At 45.7% G+C, this 18978-nt stretch carries 17 protein-coding genes, 1 pseudogene and 1 riboswitch; of the genes and pseudogenes, 14 read left to right on the top strand and 4 right to left on the bottom strand.

Annotated features, from left to right (window positions below):
• Positions 1-77 precede the first annotated feature (77 nt).
• The 8 genes from BC351_RS32550 (at position 78) to BC351_RS32520 (ending at position 7743) form a co-directional block, all read left to right on the top strand.
• Positions 78-2516, top strand: coding sequence for an HAD family hydrolase (locus tag BC351_RS32550; protein ID WP_079418903.1), 2439 nt, complete (start codon positions 78-80; stop codon positions 2514-2516).
• A gap of 119 nt (positions 2517-2635) precedes the next feature.
• Positions 2636-3430, top strand: a complete 795-nt coding sequence (locus BC351_RS32545; RefSeq protein WP_244209251.1) for a VanW family protein — start codon at positions 2636-2638, stop codon at positions 3428-3430.
• A 70-nt stretch (positions 3431-3500) separates the two neighbouring features.
• Positions 3501-4160: a DUF2238 domain-containing protein gene (locus BC351_RS32540; RefSeq protein WP_244209250.1), complete on the top strand. Its 660-nt coding sequence runs from the start codon at positions 3501-3503 to the stop codon at positions 4158-4160.
• 65 nt (positions 4161-4225) lie between these two features.
• Entirely contained in the window at positions 4226-5311 is a 1086-nt protein-coding gene (locus BC351_RS32535; protein ID WP_079418899.1) for a lactonase family protein, read from the top strand.
• 82 nt (positions 5312-5393) lie between these two features.
• Positions 5394-5564 (top strand): hypothetical protein, encoded by a 171-nt coding sequence (locus BC351_RS42520; RefSeq protein WP_158082310.1) that lies wholly within the window; start codon positions 5394-5396, stop codon positions 5562-5564.
• The gene (locus tag BC351_RS32530) at positions 5561-6010 is read left to right on the top strand and encodes a MarR family winged helix-turn-helix transcriptional regulator (RefSeq protein ID WP_079418897.1); all 450 of its coding nucleotides are present in this window, start codon (positions 5561-5563) and stop codon (positions 6008-6010) included. Before BC351_RS42520 ends, BC351_RS32530 begins: the two co-directional genes overlap by 4 nt.
• On the top strand, positions 6007-7263 hold the full coding sequence (locus BC351_RS32525) for an MFS transporter (RefSeq protein WP_079418895.1): 1257 nt from the start codon (positions 6007-6009) through the stop codon (positions 7261-7263). Before BC351_RS32530 ends, BC351_RS32525 begins: the two co-directional genes overlap by 4 nt.
• 81 nt (positions 7264-7344) lie before the next feature.
• Positions 7345-7743 (top strand): hypothetical protein, encoded by a 399-nt coding sequence (locus BC351_RS32520; protein ID WP_079418893.1) that lies wholly within the window; start codon positions 7345-7347, stop codon positions 7741-7743.
• 88 nt (positions 7744-7831) lie between these two features.
• Here the strand turns inward: BC351_RS32520 and BC351_RS32515 are convergent, their stop codons facing one another.
• From BC351_RS32515 to BC351_RS32505, 3 genes are all read right to left on the bottom strand, one after another.
• Entirely contained in the window at positions 7832-8194 is a 363-nt protein-coding gene (locus BC351_RS32515; protein WP_079418891.1) for a LytTR family transcriptional regulator DNA-binding domain-containing protein, read from the bottom strand.
• Between the two features lie 196 nt (positions 8195-8390).
• Complete coding sequence (locus BC351_RS32510) at positions 8391-9827, bottom strand: NAD(P)/FAD-dependent oxidoreductase (protein ID WP_079418889.1); 1437 nt, start codon at positions 9825-9827, stop codon at positions 8391-8393.
• A gap of 58 nt (positions 9828-9885) precedes the next feature.
• A riboswitch (purine riboswitch) is annotated at positions 9886-9984 on the bottom strand.
• A 73-nt stretch (positions 9985-10057) separates the two neighbouring features.
• On the bottom strand, positions 10058-11800 hold the full coding sequence (locus tag BC351_RS32505) for a sensor histidine kinase (protein WP_079418887.1): 1743 nt from the start codon (positions 11798-11800) through the stop codon (positions 10058-10060).
• A gap of 92 nt (positions 11801-11892) precedes the next feature.
• Between BC351_RS32505 and BC351_RS32500 the strand changes: the two genes are divergently transcribed.
• The 5 genes from BC351_RS32500 (at position 11893) to BC351_RS32480 (ending at position 15000) form a co-directional block, all read left to right on the top strand.
• On the top strand, positions 11893-12633 hold the full coding sequence (locus BC351_RS32500) for an MBL fold metallo-hydrolase (protein WP_079418885.1): 741 nt from the start codon (positions 11893-11895) through the stop codon (positions 12631-12633).
• Between the two features lie 374 nt (positions 12634-13007).
• Positions 13008-13424: a NucA/NucB deoxyribonuclease domain-containing protein gene (locus BC351_RS32495; protein ID WP_079418883.1), complete on the top strand. Its 417-nt coding sequence runs from the start codon at positions 13008-13010 to the stop codon at positions 13422-13424.
• 157 nt (positions 13425-13581) lie between these two features.
• Entirely contained in the window at positions 13582-14094 is a 513-nt protein-coding gene (locus BC351_RS32490) for a TetR/AcrR family transcriptional regulator (protein ID WP_079418881.1), read from the top strand.
• A gap of 99 nt (positions 14095-14193) precedes the next feature.
• Positions 14194-14637: a DUF3995 domain-containing protein gene (locus BC351_RS32485; protein ID WP_079418879.1), complete on the top strand. Its 444-nt coding sequence runs from the start codon at positions 14194-14196 to the stop codon at positions 14635-14637.
• 96 nt (positions 14638-14733) lie between these two features.
• The gene (locus BC351_RS32480; protein WP_144028595.1) at positions 14734-15000 is read left to right on the top strand and encodes a hypothetical protein; all 267 of its coding nucleotides are present in this window, start codon (positions 14734-14736) and stop codon (positions 14998-15000) included.
• Between the two features lie 640 nt (positions 15001-15640).
• On the opposite strand, the gene BC351_RS32470 is transcribed toward BC351_RS32480, so the two are convergent.
• A complete protein-coding gene (locus BC351_RS32470) occupies positions 15641-17434 on the bottom strand; it encodes a helix-turn-helix transcriptional regulator (protein ID WP_079418873.1) in 1794 nt (597 codons plus the stop codon).
• Positions 17435-17873: 439 nt separating this feature from the next.
• On the opposite strand from BC351_RS32470, the pseudogene BC351_RS32465 reads away from it, so the two are divergent.
• Positions 17874-18914: pseudogene (locus tag BC351_RS32465) on the top strand (serine hydrolase domain-containing protein); the annotation flags it as partial.
• Positions 18915-18978: the final 64 nt, after the last annotated feature.

The following is an 18978-nucleotide window of genomic DNA, read 5'->3' as shown; positions in this document are numbered from 1 at the left end:
CACCTCCGTTTTATCATAGATTAAGCTTACCTCAAGTTAGTCCTATTACTCAAATGAATCCGTGAAGGAGGCACCTGATGCTGCAAGTTCCGTTTGCACCCATTCGCTCGACTGATCTTCAATTATGGAAAAAAGACCGTTGTCTAGGTGGCTCCGCCTTCGATATCGCGGACATTGCGCTGCTCAGCTTGGATATTTTTGATACGCTGTTGTTTCGGACTTGTGCGAATCCGGCGGATGTGTTTGTTCAAGTTGCTGGCAAAGCACACCTTCAAGGATGTTTGCAGGCTTCGATTACAGCTGAAGCTTTTAAAGCAATGCGAATTCTTGCAGAGCACGAAGCTCGCCAAAAGCAGCTTGCACGAACAGGATTCGGCGAAGTTACACTAGAGCTCATTTATGCCCAAATGCCGGAAGGCTCCTGTGACAAGGCGCGGATCGCGCTTATCGAAGTAGAAACGGAAGCCGAAGTCTGCTATGTGAATCCGCATGTGGCATCGTTGTTAACGGCTTGTCAAAACGCGGAAATTCCGGTTGCCTTGTTATCTGATATGTACTTATCGGCAGACCAGCTGCGATACATCCTGAATGCTGCAGGTCTTGATCTCGCCGCTGTGGACACGATACTTGTTTCCTCGGAAGAGAAGGAGGGCAAGTCATCCGGACATTTATTCGCGCGATTGAAAGAGATTTATCCGCACATGGAGAGTCGCCGTATTCTGCATATTGGCGATAACGTGGCGGCGGATATTGATGGAGCTGCGAAGGCGGGGATCAGGGCGATTCATTATAACGTCATTCCAGAGCATTTTGAAAGCTTGCAGCACTGGGAATATGTTCGTCATGGCGACGTTCTTCCAGCATGGAAGTCACTGCGCAAGCTGGCGGAAGCCTCTGATAAGATAGACGCAGCGACGGAGCAGGAGCACCAGTTCTATAGCATCGGAGCAAGTGTAATTGGCCCTTTTTTACAATCTCTATGCGACTGGGTTTTGGATATTTGTGCAGCTGAAGGAATCAATTGTGTCCATCCGCTTATGAGGGAAGCTTATTTGTTAGCCCCGATGCTGGAAAATGCCGCTCAGCTAAGAGGAATTCCGCTGCAAGTGAAGCCGATTTATGTGTCCAGACAAGCGACCCTTTTGGCCGGAATGGCGAGCTTTGGAGAGATTGAGCTGGCTAATTTAGTGGGGATTCATGGATTAGGAGTAGGCGAGTTATTTGAAGTTCTCGGGATTGGTGAGGAAAGCACGCATTTTGCCCCTTTTGTGCAGCAGAAGATTGAGGCTTGCAAGCAGATTAAGGGAGAAAGTGGCGACACGATCTATGATCAGCTTGCTAATTTCTTGCGGAGTGAGCCTATTCAGCGGAAGATTGATTCTTCGATTCAGCGGCATAGAGAGCTTTTGGTCAGCTATCTGAAGCAGGAATTTGGTTCACCAGAACAATTGGTCACGATAGATATAGGCTTTCATGGCACGATACAGACTTCGTTGGAGAAAATCGTCAGACTTGCGGGCATGCAGCCGCAAATGACACATCTACTTGCGGTAGGCGCCGCAAACCGACTGGATGAATTAAGTTTCAAGGGGATGGATATCCGTTATATGCTGCGCGCCGGCAGCGACGGTACTGCTCAGGCCAAGCGGATTGCGAGAACGCCTGCTTTTGTGGAGGAGCTGATGATGGGGGACTTTGGTTCTACCCTTCGTTATGCCAAAGATGAATCCGGGAAGATTCATCCGGTCACGGCTATTTTGAAACGGTCGGAAAATGAGCTGAGGCGGAAAGGTGCTTGTCAACGAGGTGCCATCGCTTTTCAGGGCTACTATGCTTATTTGCTGAATTTGAAAAGAGGCCATCTATTGCGTTCTTCCTTGCAGCCTGAAGAGTGGAGCAAACCGCTTCACCGCGTTCTGGACATGCCAATGCCTCTGGAAGCAAGAATACTCGGCGACTTGACGCACCAGGATAATTTCGGTACCGAATATATAGCGCCGATTTGTGAAGATATGGCTGAAAAATGGTTCCAGCAGGGAGCCGAATCGTTCTTGAACAGCTGCAATTATGCACCTTCAATTTTGAACGTGAACTGGCCTCAGGGCGTAGCAACTCGGAAGTATCCATTTTATTTGTATCATTACTATTTGCGGCTGCAGGACGGATTTGGCAGTCAGGGAATGCTGTTTAGCGCGATTCAAAAGATGAAAGAAGCAGGACACAAGGCCATTTATCTATATGGCACTGGTTCTTTTGCCGAGCAGGCGCTGAAATTGGCATGGTTTCACGGACTCCAGATCCCCTATTGGATTGATCCGGTAGTAGGACGGCATGCTATGCCTTGGGGCCCCTTTCAATATACGTCATTGGAACAGGCAAGAGATAAAGCGTTGGCATCCGAAGAAGCCCCGCATACCTTCTGGCTTGCGACGTTATCTGACATGGATAGTTATCGTCAGAACATTGCGCAAGTCTATGAAGGCAGCGGGATTACACCGATCATCTACACCCTTTAACCGTAGAAAAATAATTGCCTATTCGTTGAACTAAATCTATGGAAGAAGCATCTGAATAGAGGAATCGTTTTATCCCTCCATTTTTGATTGAAAAAGGAAGGTGTCCGAGGATGAGGCAAATGTTATTGCGTAGGTTTCCTGTTCTTTATCGGTTGCGGATTGGGCAATTAAGGCTGCTGCGTCACTTCAAGAATTTGAATCCTTCTCTTACGTACGCCAAGCATAGGGCCGCTCACACGCTTCCCTATTCGTGCAAAAAACACCAATCATTGCTGCGCAGAAAGCTTGGCACTTCCGATCCTATTTTACAAGAAAACAAAATTACGAATTTACGTCTTAGTGTTGCTTGTATGGACGGCATTCTGATTCGGCCGGGAGAGACGTTCTCTTTCTGGAAGCTAGTTGGGAAGGCGACGTCGGCTAAAGGCTACATCGAGGGCCTTCTGCTTTCGCAAGGCGGGGTTAAGCGTGGTGTCGGGGGCGGGATTTGCCAACTTGGCAATTTGCTGTTTTGGATGGCTTTGCATACCCCTTTGCATGTGGTTGAACGGCATCATCATAGCTTTGATCCGTTTCCGGATGATCACAGGGTTCTGCCTTTCGGGAGCGGAGCGAGCGTCTTTTACAACTATGTCGACCTGCGCATCTATAATCCAACCAAGACAACGTTTCAGTTTCGATTATGGCTCACAGATGAGCATTTGAAAGGCTCCGTTCACAGTGATGAATTGCTGCCGTATGCCTATCATATGGAGGAAAGAAATCATCGTTTTCTGGAGAAGGATGGCAAGCAATATCGCGAGAATGAAATTTGGCGCAAGGTTATTGATAAACGGAGCGGGAATACTGCGCTTGAAGAGCAGATGCTTCATAACTTCTCGGAAGTCAAATATGATGTATTCAGTACTACATAAATGTAGTACTTTTGGAAAAAGCGAAGGCGATGTACCCTGAGTGTATAGCTACTACAAGGGGGATAAAGCCATGAGAGCAATGGAAGAAAGTCGTGATATCGAGAAAAGATCATTTACTTCGAATCGGCTTTTGCAGGCAATGATCTTGGCGTATGCGGGGATCTGGATTTGGATGGCGGTTTCTCCATACAGCAGGTTTGATTGGGTTCTGGAAAATTTGCTGATTTGGGCTGCGCTGATTGGATTGGTGAGCACGTACAGGCTGTTTTCCTTTTCGAATTTATCCTACGCCTTTATCGGGATATTTCTGGTCCTGCATACGGTTGGAGCGCATTATTCCTATAATGAGAATGTGGTTGATGTCTGGATGAAGCTCCTTTTTCATACGGAACGAGACTCCTATGATCGTTTGGTTCATTTCAGCTTCGGGCTGCTGATGGCCTATCCGATTCGTGAAGCCATGTCAGTATGGACAAATCTTAGCCGCAGATGGCTTTATGTTATAACCTGTGTTATCGTGTTGGCATTGGGTGCTTTTTATGAGCTTATTGAGATGTGGGTAGCGCTTCTGGTGGCTCCTGAGATCGGAACCTTGTTCCTTGGTACGCAGGGAGATCCATGGGATACGCACCATGATATGGAGATGGCTTTATATGGCTCAATCATTGCCATGGGCTTAATGGCGCTATGGCGCAAGATGACGATACAAAATAAGAAAAATAAGATGTGAAAATGGCAGCAGGACGGCAAGTCACATAAAGAATATAAATGAATATGCATGGAGGCTGGTTGTGAATGGCGGCTTTTGAAACAAAGCAATTATTATGTTACGTGGGTTCTTATACAGATGAGCAAAATCTAGAAGGAATTCGCTTGTATGCGTTTCATCCTGAACAGGGAGAACTGACATTGGCAGCGTCGTATAATGATCTTCCCAATGCTTCCTTCTTGGCGCTGAATGAGGCTCGCACTGTGTTATATGCCGTGAGCGAAACGGAAACGTATAATGGCAGTTTCGGCGGATCAGCCGCGGCGTATGCCATTGAAGCGGGAACAGGCCAATTGACCAAAATCAATCAGCAGCCAACGGACGGTGCAGCCCCTTGCTACATTAGCTTGGACCAGACGAACCGTACGGTTCTGGTAGCTAATTACTCAAGCGGCAATGTGGCCGTATATCCAATTGAAGCGGGGGGCGCACTGGGTGTACATACGCAAGTCTTGAAACATGAGGGCGATCTTGGACCGCAAGCGGATCGCCAAGAGGCACCGCATGCCCACTCGATTGTTCCAGCTCCGAACAATCGGTATGTGATCTCAGCCGATCTTGGCCTCGATCGGCTGGTCGTTAGTCAGCTTGACGCGGAGCGCAGCTTGCTGCTGCCGCATGGCGAAGCGGCGATGAAGCCAGGCGCCGGCCCGCGGCACGTGGTCTACAGCGCGGACAGCCGGTACGTGTACGCGATCAATGAGCTGGACAGCACGGTGACGGTGCTGGGCTTTGACGCAGACGCGGGAACACTGACCGCGCTGCAAAACATCTCGACGCTGCCGGATGACTTCGGCGGCGAGAGCACGTGCGCGGACATCCATCTCTCCGGAGATGGCCGCTTCCTTTATGCCTCAAATCGCGGACACGATAGCATCGCGGTTTATGCCGTGGACCGACTGGGCGGAACGCTGTCGGTCGTGGGCTGGCAGGCGACGCTTGGGCAGACGCCGCGGAACTTCGCCTTGTCGCCGCAGGGGGATTATCTCCTCGCGGCGAATCAGAACTCGAACAGCATTACCGTGTTCGCGATTGACGCAGAAACCGGTATGCTGCGTGAAACCGGACAAACCGCGGCGGTGCCGCGCCCGGTTTGCATCAAGTTCCTATAAGATCTGAAGAGCTTAGACCGATGGCTCCGGCAGCTACTGCTGCTGGGGGGATCGGTCTTTTTGGTTTGCTGTGAGCCTGCGGATGGCTGTCCGCAACGAGAAGAGAAACGGGCCGCCCGAGCAGGCGAAAAAATGGCTATCGCCCTATCAATTATCGGTTGCAAGTGCAACCAATTCCACGTATGATAAATTAGTGGCAAGTGCAACGATTCGGAAGCTGGATGTTATCCAAAAGACAGGAGGAAGAGGATGATAGATACACGAAATTCCATTCCGCGGTGGATTTCACTGCTGTATCGGTATGGGCAGATGTATATCGGTGAGCATTTGAAGGAATATGAGATTGGCCGAGGACAGCATATTTTCTTGAATGCCTTGTACAAGGAAGATGGTCTCACGCAGGAAGAGCTGGCGGATTATTTGAAAATTGACAAAGGGACTACGGCAAAAGCGCTAAAAAAACTAGAAGAGCAGGGCTATATAACGCGCACAGTCAGTGAAAAAGATAAAAGATGCAACGAGGTTCATCTAACGGAGAAAGCTCATTTCATCAAGGAAGACGTTCGCAAGGTACTGACGGATTGGCGAGAGCGCTTGACGTTTGGCTTGTCGGAAGAAGAGAAAACGTTGGCTTTAGTTATTTTGGAGAAAATGGGCAATAATGCAGCCCGTTTCGCAGAGGAGCCGGTGGAGCCATGAATATGAAACTCGCGGGTTCACAGTTTATTGATCGCCATTTCCATGCGTTGACTCATCGCAATTATCGCTACCTTTGGCTGGGGCAGTGCGTGTCGCTGATCGGGACCTGGATGCAAAATATCGGGCAGTCCTGGCTTGTTCTTACGCTCACAGGCTCGCCGTTTAAGCTTGGAATTGTTGCCGCATGCCAGTTTCTTCCGATTCTTTTGTTCTCCTTGTTTGCAGGTATCGTTGTAGATAAGTTTCCGAAGAAGAAGATTCTTCTTGTGACGCAAACAGTTGCGATGATTCTTGCATTTACATTAGCTATTCTGGTGCTTACAGATTCTGTGAAATACAGCTATATCCTAGTGCTGGCGTTATTGCTAGGTTTGAATAATACGCTGGATATGCCGACAAGGCAGGCTTTTAATATAGAAATCGTAGGAAAAGAAGACCTGATGAACGCCATTGCGCTGAATTCGACGACATTCAATATGGCTAGAATTGTGGGGCCTTCGATCGGCGCGGTTATGATGGCTTTGCTTGGAGCGGGCTGGTGTTTTTTACTCAACGGAGTCAGCTTTTTGGCTGTGCTTTATGGCTTATTTCATATCCAAGCTGCACCTTACGTGCGAAAGAAAACCTCGAATGACGGCATCATGAAGGAAATTAAAGACGGCATCGTCTACATTGCCAGAGATCCGCTGCTGGCCCAGACAGTGCTGCTTGTAACTGTAATTGGCACGCTGGCATTCAACTTTAACGTCCTAATTCCTGTCTTTACGAAAAATGTTCTGCACCTGGGGGAAACCACTTATGGGACGCTGATGTCTTGTCTGGGTATCGGTTCATTTGCCGGAGCACTCACGATGTCTTTCCGCAGTAAGCAAGGACCAAGGATTAAGCTGAGCATTATTGCAAGCTTAGTTGTGGCTGTTTGTCTCGTTCTTAATGGACTAAGCACTTCCGTATGGGCTTGCGGCGCGCTGCTTGCACTAACCGGCTTCTTCAACATTATGTTTGCGACGAACAGCAATTCTTCGCTTCAAATGCACGCCAAAGAGGAGTATCGTGCGCGCGTTATGAGCGTTTATTCGCTTGTATTTGCTGGCTCAACACCAATCGGAAGCTTATTTGCCGGCTATGTGGCAGATCGCTATGGAGCTAATGGGGCATTCGTCGGATGTGGGGTTCTAACGGGTGTTTTGTGCTTAATTATCATATGGAAGTATAGGAAGACGGCTGTTAAAAAGTCAATAGAAGTCATATAACCAAAATATGGATTGTCAAATGGGGTATGTATCCGCTACAATATGAGATATATTCATATCGTTTATGAAGGAGGTTATCTTGTGTTGGGCTTTTTGAAAAGATGGATGCGCACACCAAAGCAGGAACCTATGAACGCTGTGGATTATAAAACGATGGAAATCGACGTTGTAATCAAGTGCTTTGTATCAGATAAAGACAAGCCGTTTCGAGTCATTTTTAAAGTGGAGAAACAAGGCTCGTTCTTTTCCAAAGATATTTTCGTGAAAAATGTGGATCATAAGACTCCCTACGAACTGGTTAATAATTTCTCCACACTTGGAATGAATTATGAAGAGCTGAAGAAGTACGAAAGCACAGATCATGCTGAGTACAGCTTCGCGACTTTGGAAGAAGCCAAAAAGGTGAAAGAAACAACAGTCGAGTACATCCGCTTTCTTATCCGCGAACATCAACAAGAAACACTTTCCAAAATTTCATAGTGGTTATACCAAAAAGGAGCTCGCGATTCATTCGCGGGCTCCTTACTCTATGCAGCTTGCAGGCTCCAACCATGCAGCGCAGCAAGTTCTATTTCATGGTATCAGGTGCAGCTGTTTCTTGTTTGTGCTGCTGCATGATTTCTTTCAAGCGGTGCTGACGAAGCTTTGTAATCGAGGCGAATTTGGAGTCTGCGCCTTTCACTTCGAAAAAAACTTTGCCGTCTTGAATCTGAATGATTTTTCTAGTGTTCACATAGCAGTCCGTATTCACTTTGAAAAACGAGCTGTTTGATGTAATTTCATGAATTTGATCGGTGGACATCCGCTTTTTGATATGATAGTTTTTGCCATGAAAAGAAACAAGTCCATGCTCGCCTACGCGGAAGTACATAATATCTTTTTCAAGAACAAAATCTTCATAACTGTTTCTAGTTTCGAGCGCTACATTCATTTTAAAATCCCCCTTTTAAAAATGATAACGCTTACATTTGATAACGGTTTCATTTTATCATATTTAATTGAAGATTAAAAGACTTTTTTCAGGTTGTAAAAATCATAAAACAGACCTGACTCGGGTAAGACAGATCTGTTCTTTTTTTTGAAATTTTTGGTGAAAAACCTCTTATTTCCCCGGAAATATTTGTCTATCAGCTATTTATACGATCACATACATGGCGTGCAACCCATACACCTGCTGCTCCAGCTTGAGCCAGACCTCGTGTAATTCCAGCGCCATCGCCTCCGCAAAATAGTCCTTTAATTTCGGTCTCGAAGCATTCTGTCAGCTTAGGACGAGCCGAATAGAATTTCGCTTCCACACCATAGAAAAGCGTATGTTCTGCGGCGATACCTGGTGTAACTTTCTCCAGCGCATGGATCATTTCAATCAAGCTTTTCATTGTGTTGTAGGGAAGCACAAGCCCAAGATCGCCTGGGACGGCTTCGGACAGAGTAGGCTCAAGGAAGCCTTCGCGGATACGATCTGCCGTAGATCGGCGGCCACGCATGATATCACCGAATTTCTGAACGATGACACCGCCGCTGGATAAATCATTCGCATGTTTGCATATTTCACGCGCATACTCATTTGGTTTATCGAAGGGTTCGGTGAACTTATGAGAAACAAGCAACGCGAAATTCGTGTTGTTCGATCCTAATGCCGGGTCTTTGAAAGAGTGCCCATTGGCAGCCATGACTCCACTGTGATTCTCAACGACCACATGACCCGATGGGTTGCTGCAGAATGTCCGCACGCGCGTTCCCACGGACGTATTATAAATAAATTTACCTTCATAGAGGTGTTCATTAATTTCCCGCATGACGACATCTGAGGTTTCTACGCGGACTCCAACATCGACTTGATTGTTGTACATTTTCAATCGGCGCTTTTTGAGCACTTGTGTCAACCAAGCTGAACCGTCTCGACCTGGGGCCAGCATGACATGATCACTGTGAAGCTCTGTGCCGTCTTTCAGGCGAATCCCTTGAATAAGGTGTTTATCTTCTCGTTTGATGGTGATAATGTCTTCAACTTCCGTTTTGAATTGCATATCGATGCGCGTTTTCAAATATTCATAAATGGATTTAAGAATCATTAGATTCTGCTCGGTTCCCAAATGTCTAACTTGAGCGCGGAGCAGCTTCAGTCCAGCCGCATAAGAACGTTGTTCAATATCTCTTACAGCCTCTGTTGTAGGGTCAGTTATGTTCTCGGTTGCGCCATGCTGGAGATTAATAGCGTCTACGTAACGGATCAGGTCGATAACTTTGCTTGGCGCCAAGTAGTCGGTCATCCAGCCACCGAATTCTGTCGTAATGTTAAATTTACCGTCACTATAGGCGCCAGCACCGCCAAAACCAGCCGTAATTGAACAAGCGGGCAGGCAGCCGGAGAAGTCCTTTTTGCCTGCAGGAGGAGGACATAGTTTGATTTTGCTTTCCAGGATCGGACAACTGCGATGATAAATATCATGGCCCTTGTCTACGAGTAATATCTTAGCGTGAGGGTGAAGCAGCGTCATCTCATAACAAGCAAAAATACCGGCAGGTCCTGCACCAACGACGATAAAATCATAAGCTTTCATGGCGATCTCCTCTGGAACACATAAATTTGGACACAAAAAAACCCAGCCACACAGGTATGCGAAAGCAAGTACCCGTCGTAGCTAGGAAGTTATGGCTCCCTCTAGAGACCCTTAAGCCAATTCTCAAGGATATACGAACGATATTCATATAGGTGGCTGTTTCTTAGCGCCTTGATTATCATAATACGAACATTATATGTTGTCAATTCATTAATGTTCGTTAATTCGCGTTATAAAGGAATGGAAATGGTGAAACAGGTCTCAGTGGGCAGGCTGTTAACGTGAATGCTGCCGCCATATTTATTAACGAGTGTCTGAATGATGCTTAAGCCTAAGCCTGTGTGCTGCCCGGAATCTTTTTTCGTAGAGAAGCCTGGCTCAAATAGACGTTCCAAGCAATCACCCGGAATCGGATCTCCATTGTTAATAACCTGAAACGTCAGGGAACTGCCTTGCGAATAGCCAATGAGACGCACAATCCGCTCTGTATCTTTATGGGAAGCAGCAACGGCATCGAAGGCGTTGTCAATGAGATTACTGATCATTCGAACCATATCTGTCGCTTTCACAGCACCAAGATGAACTTTTTTTAGATTGGCCACCTCATGGATGAAGGTGATTTTACGTTCGACGGCTTGAATCACTTTGGATTGTACGATAGCGGACAAGGCGGGCACATTGATTTGGATAATATCATTTAAGGCCGTTGTTTCTCCAATGATTTCGGAGGTATACCGATCTAATTCTCCATACTCTTTCAAATGAACGAGTGAATGAATCGTGGCGACATGATTGTTAAAATCGTGCCGCTGTTCTTTCATCGAACGAAACAGTGCGTCAATGTGGTCGACGTAGACTTCTTGAACGCTTTCGGCCGTCGCTTCACGCCGCTTGTTCATGAACCGAATGCTCAGTATGACGAACAGGAAAGCAAAGAAAGCCGTTGTTCCAATTAGTAAAAGCAGTCTGATTTGCTGCTGATAAATAGAACTTTGGACTTGCTCGTAGTCCGCTGTCAGACCTATAACAACTGGAGAATCAAATTGGAGTGGAATGAACATTTTCAGATACGTTTTACCGTTGAGCTCCGTAAACATTTGTTGCATGTGCTTGGATTTCATGACTTCTTGCACCATCTCTTGATCCCGGCTGTCTTTCATCGTGTAGGTCCCGAACAAAATCTCCCGATCTGAGAACCAAGTGTAGCCTTCTTTCTTGAACTGCTCCTGCTGCTTTAAGAAAATAGGAGGGTTAAACACGGCAATTTCTTTGGCGCCATGGTCGGTATACCCATGAATCATTTCATTAATAACGGCATTGACGCCGGTTTCTCGCTGATAGCTTTGGAAAAAAGTATCATGGACATAAGGGTCCAGTATGTAATTCGTGCGCCCGTCATAGTAGTAACCCCATTTGTCAACGTACTGGGGATCCGACATGGACGTGTTTATAGGCCCTGACCAATAGTGGGGCAAGGCTTGGCCGCTTTTGACATTCGTCTCTGTCGTATCGAGCAATTGATTAAACGCTTTGAACCAATCTCGGCTCCACGTTTTGGTGCTCATATTAATTTCCTTGGGCTCTGTGGATTTATAGCCGATGATATCATCACCGCTGCGTTTCATCAGTGTGATATGATCAATCATCAAATCCTTGCTGATCTCGGCAAGCTCGTCATTCGTTACTTTCTCGATATCGGGATCGAGACGATATTGTGCCGCAATCGCAGCTGTGCGCAGATTTTGGCCAATCAGATTCTCCACATATTTTTCGCCGGACCTGGAGTGCTTGATAGAGATAGCGACATTATCCGCAATCAGCTGCAGCTTGGTTTCGAGCTCTGAAGTCAACATTCGTTTCGTGTAATAGTAGAATACGCTATCGGTTAGTAGTACAATAATTAACGATATCATGAGGATAAAAAGGGATGATCGCAGGTGAATCTTGGGCTTCGCCTTCTGTGATTTGTTCATGGTGTCCTCCTATAATGGCAGCAATTTACTCTCTTCAACAAATCATAGTATAAATGTGCTAGGATTCACATAAGAAAATTGGAGGCGTTTTTGTGAAGGTAACATTTCTGGGTTGTGGTGATGGATTTAGCTTGGAGCAAGGGCACAACAGTGCGCTTCTGACTTTTGCCGGGACCAATTTATGTATTGATTTCCCAGAGTCCAATCATCTTGGCTTACATCGACTGGGCATGCAGCTTAATCAGATCGAGAACCTTTTTATCACCCACTTGCATGAGGACCATATCAATGGCTTGCAGAAGCTTGCGCTGTTTCACAAAGTGTATCCAGGCCAAACGAAGCCGAAGCTTTATATCCCTACAGGGTTAAAAGCGGATCTGTGGCAATGTTTGCGCCATGGTCTGGAGCTGACAACACGCGGCAAGCGCGAGTTTGAGGACTATTTTGACATCATCTGTGTCGATCATGAATTCGAAATTGCCGGCATACGCTTCGAGCTTGTTCAAACCCTGCATGTGCCGGATATGCTCAGCTATGGTCTGCTGTGCAAGCCTTATTTTTATTTTAGCGGCGATACGAGATTTGACGAAAGCTACATTCTCAGCATAGCGGATGAGGTGCAAACCATTTATTACGAGTGTCATCTGCAGAATGACCAACTGCCTTCACATACTTCGCTAGAAGAGCTGTTAACGCTGCCGGTTGCGATTCAAGCGAAAATGCTGCTGATGCATTATGTGGATGATTATGTCCATGCTGCTGCGCGGGATCAATTCCATGCGGAGTATAAGCTGCGGATTGCGGAGCCCTTGAGGGGATATGACGGGGAGTAAGGGAGGCGGCAGTAAAATGAAACGGAACTATGATCCGCTATTTCCCGCGGAAAGGGCTAAAATCTCCCTGTAGCGGAACTGTGGTACGCTATTTGTTCCCTGAAGTCCCCTTTTGAGCGAAAATGAGAGAAATAGCGTCCTGTAGTTCCGTTTGACAAGCATTTTTGGCCTTTTTAACCAAATAGCGTACTCTAGTTCCGTTTCGACTGCCCAAAATTAAAGAGCTGCTAGAGTTCCGATGGTTTTCTTGTAAACTGGGCCGGAAACGTGCAAATCTATGAAAGAACGATTAAAATAAAAGCACGATTTTAATAAAGGAGGCATGAAGAGGCTTTGAATGCAGTGGAATTATACGATTATTCAAGGTACATAAAATGAAAAAGAAAACTATCTATCTATTCATCGTTGCAGTGCTCGTAATTGCAGGTTTTTACGTCTACCAAACAACACTTTCCCAGAACACGTCAACCCAGGTTACACTCGTTGTCCCATCAGAGCGATTTCCTGAGACTGCGGCACACATCAAGGCAGCGGAAGAACATGGTGAATCCCGAATTTGCACAATTAATCGCAAAGGTGCTGAAGCAAACAGAAAGGAATCTCTCAAGGGTGTCCCGACCAAGAAAGGCTACGACAGAGACGAATTCCCAATGGCCATGTGTGCGGAAGGCGGCAAAGGCGCAGATATCCAGTATGTAACGCCTTCAGATAATCGTGGCGCAGGATCATGGATTGCTAATCAGCTGGAAAAGTATGAAGATGGCACAAAGGTGCTCATTATTGTGAAGTAACATCAGGGGTTATCTTTTGGGCCGATGAAGAAGCGGCTGAAGGATAGCCCTTTTTTGTGATGCAATGAGGAGTACGGTGTCTTCATTCGTAATTGACAAAATAAAAAAAGGGGAGTACTCTGAAGAAAACATACGATACCGTATCTTGGGGTGAAGCATGCAATTAACTAGGGAAGACTGGGTAAAAGCGGGGTTAAATCAACTAGCCGAAGCTGGCATCCATGAAGTTCGTATCGAATTACTTGCTCGTACGCTGACAATAAGCAAAGGGAGCTTCTACCACTACTTTCGGGACCGCAAAGAACTTCTCGATTCGATGTTGGATTATTGGGAAATGTATGCGACTAAACGGATTATTCAGACCATTGAACAAGAAAATTTCTCACTTGAGCAGCTTCTTCACATTAGCTTTAATCGTGATAAGAAAATTGAAATCGGCATTTATGCATGGGCCAAGCACGATCCTATTGTTGCGTCACGTCTATTGGAGATAGAGGAACAAAGAATTAGTTTTATTGCTAAGCTGCATCAACACAATGGACTGGAACTTGCTGAAGCAATAGACAGAGCAAGACTTACGTATTTAACCTATGTAGGGTGGATGACCCGATTCGAGGCTAATCCAAATTTTGATATAGAGAAGATGTTGAAGATTTTATTGCATATCTGATTAGGCATGTCCCTAATGTGGTTGAATGGCCTCTAGGGACATTAAAAATAATTCAACATACGTACGCGTATGTTATTGGCGTGCTAGGAGGTTTCTCAAATGAAATTGGTGATGACATTATCTACTGTAAGTCTTTTGACGCTGATCAGCATCGTACATGTTTATTGGGCGTTCGGGGGGCGCTGGGGTAAACATGCAGCTATACCATCCCAAGCGGGGGAGAATAGGCCTGCATTTGTTCCCGGTAAGATGGCTACCTTATTTGTGGCTGTACTTTTGCTAATTGCGTGCCTTATTCTTCTCGTTCAGAGCGGTTATACACAGTACTTACAAGCGAGTATGATGACAAGAATTGGGTGTGTCGTTTGCGGTTCTGTTTTCTTGCTTCGGGCGATAGGAGACTTCAGATTCGTAGGGTTTTTCAAGAAAATAAATCATAGTGTATTCGCTAAAAATGATACGTGGTTGTATAGTCCGCTTTGCTTGTATTGTGGGGTCACCTTTATGATGGTGGGATTGAGGCAACAACTTTTGGGAATATAATTAAAATATCTCCTAATGGAACAATTAATTCCTACTTAAGAAACAAAGATAAGTCTATTGGGGACCTTATTTTCACCAAAGCAGGAGGCAATTGATTTGATGACAATTGACGAAATTAGAGAACTACTAACTAACAGATATCCACATTGGAATATATATCTAGGTCAATCTGGTGTGGCTATTTGGATAGATATGAATGATGGCGACACGAATTTCTTTATAATACAAGTTACTCCTAAAGACGGGGTGGGAATTTCGCTAAGGAGAGAAGTAGATGGTTTAGATTTTAGTGGTCATGATAGAGCATTTAAGTATCTAGATGAAGCACTAGATTACATGGATAAAGAAATTTATGATAAATAAAATTAGTATATAAATCGGGATTAATCTCAACCGCCTTGCTATTAGCCCTCGCTAGGTGGTTTTCTTTTTATCCGCCGCTGTACCACTAACAACACAAATAACCGCTCAGAGAGTTTGAGCGGCTACAGAATTCACAAATGTAAAATATATGCGGAAATGGCTTGCTGGACGAGCTACTGATATTATAAAGGACATTTATCAAGGGAAGTTTTATGTTCGCGGATTTACGAATCCCATTTGCGTTGATCCGATTGCATTTATGGAGTGGGCGATGTACCGAGATGTAGATAAAATTATTGGCTTCCTCAACAAGGGGGATGAATATAAAGGAGAACATATATTCCTTTCACGGTCTCAACACATGTGGAGTGCGTGGTAAGGATATATCGGGAAGAGTAAAGCTAATCTATGCCAAAATGCTCAGCCCTCTTCATTAGAGAGGGTTATATTTCATGTTCAATATGGGTAGCCACGATGGGCGATAAAGTGGTGCGTTATCAAAAACAACTGGCTGCAGGTACCAATAAAGAACTGCTTATTGCGGTTACCGATGAAGCGGACAGAACGTATCATTATAATTATGAAGTTCTTGCAGGTTCATTCAATCTGCTACCACAACGAGCCCGAAATTCTCCAGCGCCTACACGATATTCTTCGTTCGGGCCATTTCTATAGCTTCTTCGCGGTTGTTGACGCCGAGCTTCGAGTAGAGAATCGAGCAGTAATTACGGATCGTTCCCTCCGATAAAAATAGCTTGGCGGCGATCGATTTGTAACGCAGTCCGTTCGACAGTTGCTTCAGAATCTCCATCTCGCGTTTCGTAAGCCCGTACGGGTGATTTTCCTGACTTGAGCCGATCTTCTCCAATTGCTCACGTTGACGCTTCATCTCTTCGAAAACTCGCGTAGCGACCGATTGGTCGATCCATGTTCCTCCGTTATAAATAAGTTTCAAAGCTTCCTTCATTTCCCGCGGATGAACCGACTTCAGCATGTAGCCTTCCACCCCGCGCTCCAATGCAGTTGCTGCCTGCAAGGAATCCTCAAACGTTGTCATGAGCACAACCTTCATATCAGGCCATCGTTGTTTCATCTCAAGTAAAGCTTCAAGCCCGTCCATTCCCTGCATAAGAATATCCATTAGCACGATATCCGGTTGGGATCGCTCACAGTGTTCTAATGCTTCGTGCCCGTCCCCCGCCTGGCCAACGACGATAAAATCAGGATGCTGATCCAAAATTTGCTTCAAACTGTCGGTAATGATCGCCTGGTCATCAACGATCAGCAGGCGGATCGTGTCATGGACAGGCTCTGTCTGCAGCGGAATATTACATATGACGAAAGTTCCTTGTCCAGACTCGGAATGCACAGACAGCGTGCCGTGAAATAGTTCAAGCCGTTCCTTCATCCCACCCAGCCCAAATCCAAATTGGATTTCTTCCATTCCGATGCCGTTATCTTCGATCTGTAACCGGAGCTGCTGACTATGGAAATGCAACTGAACGGATATCACGCTCGCCTTGCCGTGCCGAACCGCGTTGGTTAGAGACTCTTGAAGGCAACGATATAGGCAAATGTTTATTTTTTGCATAACGAGCGTCTCACTGCCGATCACACGGAAGTTGACCGTTAGACCTGTCGACTTCTTAAAATCTTCGGTTAATTGCTGCAGCAATTCACTTAAGGTATGGCTCAACGGAGAATGAGAGAGCTGGTGCAAATGCTTTCGGATATCAATCAGGCTGTGTTGGGCGATTCCGACAAGCGAATCGATCTTCCCAATCTGCGAATCTGATACGGACGATCGCAGGGATTCGACGCCGACGATGAGCGAGGTAAGCGCATAGCCAATTGTGTCATGCAGCTCATGTGACAGCCGGCTGCGCTCCTCTATCAGCGTAAGTTCCTCAATCCGCTTAATATGCTGCTCCAGCAACAGATTTTGCTCTTGAATAATTCCAGCTTGCTTATGGGACTGAATTAATATATTAAACGCGAAGCCGATGGCAAAACCAAGGCTGCAGCTAACAATAAACTCATACGGGAGACGATCAGCTATCCAACCGTTCAATATCGGGAATACGATTCCGCAAAGGATACCTGTCCACACATAGGTTCTTCGACTGCTCGTCAAGCCGATAGTTATCACGAGTAAAATAAAAGACCAAAGCAATCCCGGGGCTGCATAGGCTAAAAAAAGATGGAATAAGCCCGCTACCGTGACTTCGACTGCAAGATACCGATCTGTATTCCTGCACCAGACGATTAATGGAAAGAGATAAACGACAAAAGCAAGAAAAAGTACAACCCAAAGCGACGCATCGACTAATGATGGATCGATAAAACCAGCGCTTGCGATAATGACCAGCCAAAGCGTTCGTATGGCCACAAGTATCCAGTCATTCCAGAACCATTTTTTCATTATGGAGAACACGAATTATGCACACCTACTTGTATTATTTTATAAAATTAATTTTCGAATGAATCTGACCTATCATGCAACATAACTTCTCGATCCGTCAAGCGAGAGAGGGGGAAACGGTTAGAACTTAGAATAGCAAGCACGTCATATAAGACAATTGACAGTTTGTCATACGGTATATATGACAGGTCCAAATTACGATGTCATCAAAGGTTTGGCGGTTTTATCACTATTTGATTTAATAATTTCGGGGGTAAGGTGAGGGGGTAAAGCAGCACAACATTCAAAAAAATAGGAGCGATGCGTTATGAAATCATTTAACATTCAAAAAGGAGTTGTACTTACTTTAACAGCTATATTGGCGGGTACACTGGCTTTCCCTGCTTATGGAACTGTCCACGCAGAGGGTCAGACGGCAACCTATCAAGCTATCGATAAAGCTGGCAATACCGAGAAAGAAAAGAAAAGAAAGCATCGGGAAGAAGTCAAACGCGTCATGGATCAAGTAGTTACCAACAAAAGAGTCCCAAGTGTCGTAGCTGGCGGGCTACAGGACGGGGAACGCTGGTCTTACGCTACAGGTACGGCCAGTTTCGAAGTACCACGCCCGGTGGAGCCGGATTTTTCATTCCGTATTGGAAGCATCACGAAGACATTCACTGCTGCCGTTGTATTGCAGTTGGCTGAGGAGAAACAGTTGAACCTGGATGATTCGGTGGAAAAATGGCTGCCGGGGGTCATAAAGGGTAATGGGTATGACGGAAACAAAATTACAATTCGTCAATTATTGAACCATACAAGCGGGCTTGCGAGCTATACTGATCTTGATTTTCGAGATATTACCTTGCCTCAAAATCCATTCCGTTACTATTCGTCCGACGAGCTTATCAGCATGGGACTAGCAAAGCCGCCTGTATATGAGCCAGGGAAGGGCTGGAACTATTCGAACATGAATACTGTACTAGCCGGTCAAATTATTCAGAAGATAACAGGAGATACGTATGCGGAGCAGATCAGAAAACGGTTCATCGAACCGCTCGGGATGACAGAGACATTTGTAATGGAAAATAGTCACGATATTCCAGGTAAGCATGCCACAGGATATAATATGGACAGATCGGGTCATTTGTATGATTTAACAGAAATGAGTCAATCATGGGCAAATGCAGCCGGAGATATAGTCTCAACAGCCAAAGATTTGACCACATTCTTCAGTTCGCTGTTGGGTGGAAAGCTTCTAAATCAAGAGATAATGGATCAGATGCTCACGACAGTAGATTCACCTATAGGTAAAGTCGGACTAGGGATTTATGAAATAAAAACTGCGGACGGGCAATCATACTGGGGGCATGCAGGGGGTACTTTCGGATTTGAATCGAGAGCCGTCGGATCTCTAGGCGGGCAGCATATTTTGGTAACGTGCATCAACTCGGTAGCCGAGGAAGTGGTGCAAGCTCACAATAAAATAATCGATAAGGAGTTTGGCCGTTAAGTTTAAAGCCGACATCGCGTCCTTTATTTGAGGGCGGATGTCGGTTGTCTCCCAACAAATGTCC

Origin of the sequence: Paenibacillus ferrarius, assembly GCF_002027705.1 — a bacterium.
Classification (GTDB): Bacteria; Bacillota; Bacilli; order Paenibacillales; family NBRC-103111; genus Paenibacillus_E; species Paenibacillus_E ferrarius.
This window is presented reverse-complemented; position numbering and strand designations above follow the sequence as displayed.

Coding starts and splice junctions, on each gene's coding strand:
- BC351_RS32550 (WP_079418903.1), top strand. CDS start 78: ATGCTGCAAGTTCCGTTTGCACCCATTCGCTCGACTGATCTTCAATTA.
- BC351_RS32545 (WP_244209251.1), top strand. CDS start 2,636: ATGTTATTGCGTAGGTTTCCTGTTCTTTATCGGTTGCGGATTGGGCAA.
- BC351_RS32540 (WP_244209250.1), top strand. CDS start 3,501: ATGAGAGCAATGGAAGAAAGTCGTGATATCGAGAAAAGATCATTTACT.
- BC351_RS32535 (WP_079418899.1), top strand. CDS start 4,226: ATGGCGGCTTTTGAAACAAAGCAATTATTATGTTACGTGGGTTCTTAT.
- BC351_RS42520 (WP_158082310.1), top strand. CDS start 5,394: ATGGCTGTCCGCAACGAGAAGAGAAACGGGCCGCCCGAGCAGGCGAAA.
- BC351_RS32530 (WP_079418897.1), top strand. CDS start 5,561: ATGATAGATACACGAAATTCCATTCCGCGGTGGATTTCACTGCTGTAT.
- BC351_RS32525 (WP_079418895.1), top strand. CDS start 6,007: ATGAATATGAAACTCGCGGGTTCACAGTTTATTGATCGCCATTTCCAT.
- BC351_RS32515 (WP_079418891.1), bottom strand. CDS start 8,194: ATGAATGTAGCGCTCGAAACTAGAAACAGTTATGAAGATTTTGTTCTT.
- BC351_RS32510 (WP_079418889.1), bottom strand. CDS start 9,827: ATGAAAGCTTATGATTTTATCGTCGTTGGTGCAGGACCTGCCGGTATT.
- BC351_RS32505 (WP_079418887.1), bottom strand. CDS start 11,800: ATGAACAAATCACAGAAGGCGAAGCCCAAGATTCACCTGCGATCATCC.
- BC351_RS32495 (WP_079418883.1), top strand. CDS start 13,008: ATGAAAAAGAAAACTATCTATCTATTCATCGTTGCAGTGCTCGTAATT.
- BC351_RS32490 (WP_079418881.1), top strand. CDS start 13,582: ATGCAATTAACTAGGGAAGACTGGGTAAAAGCGGGGTTAAATCAACTA.
- BC351_RS32485 (WP_079418879.1), top strand. CDS start 14,194: ATGAAATTGGTGATGACATTATCTACTGTAAGTCTTTTGACGCTGATC.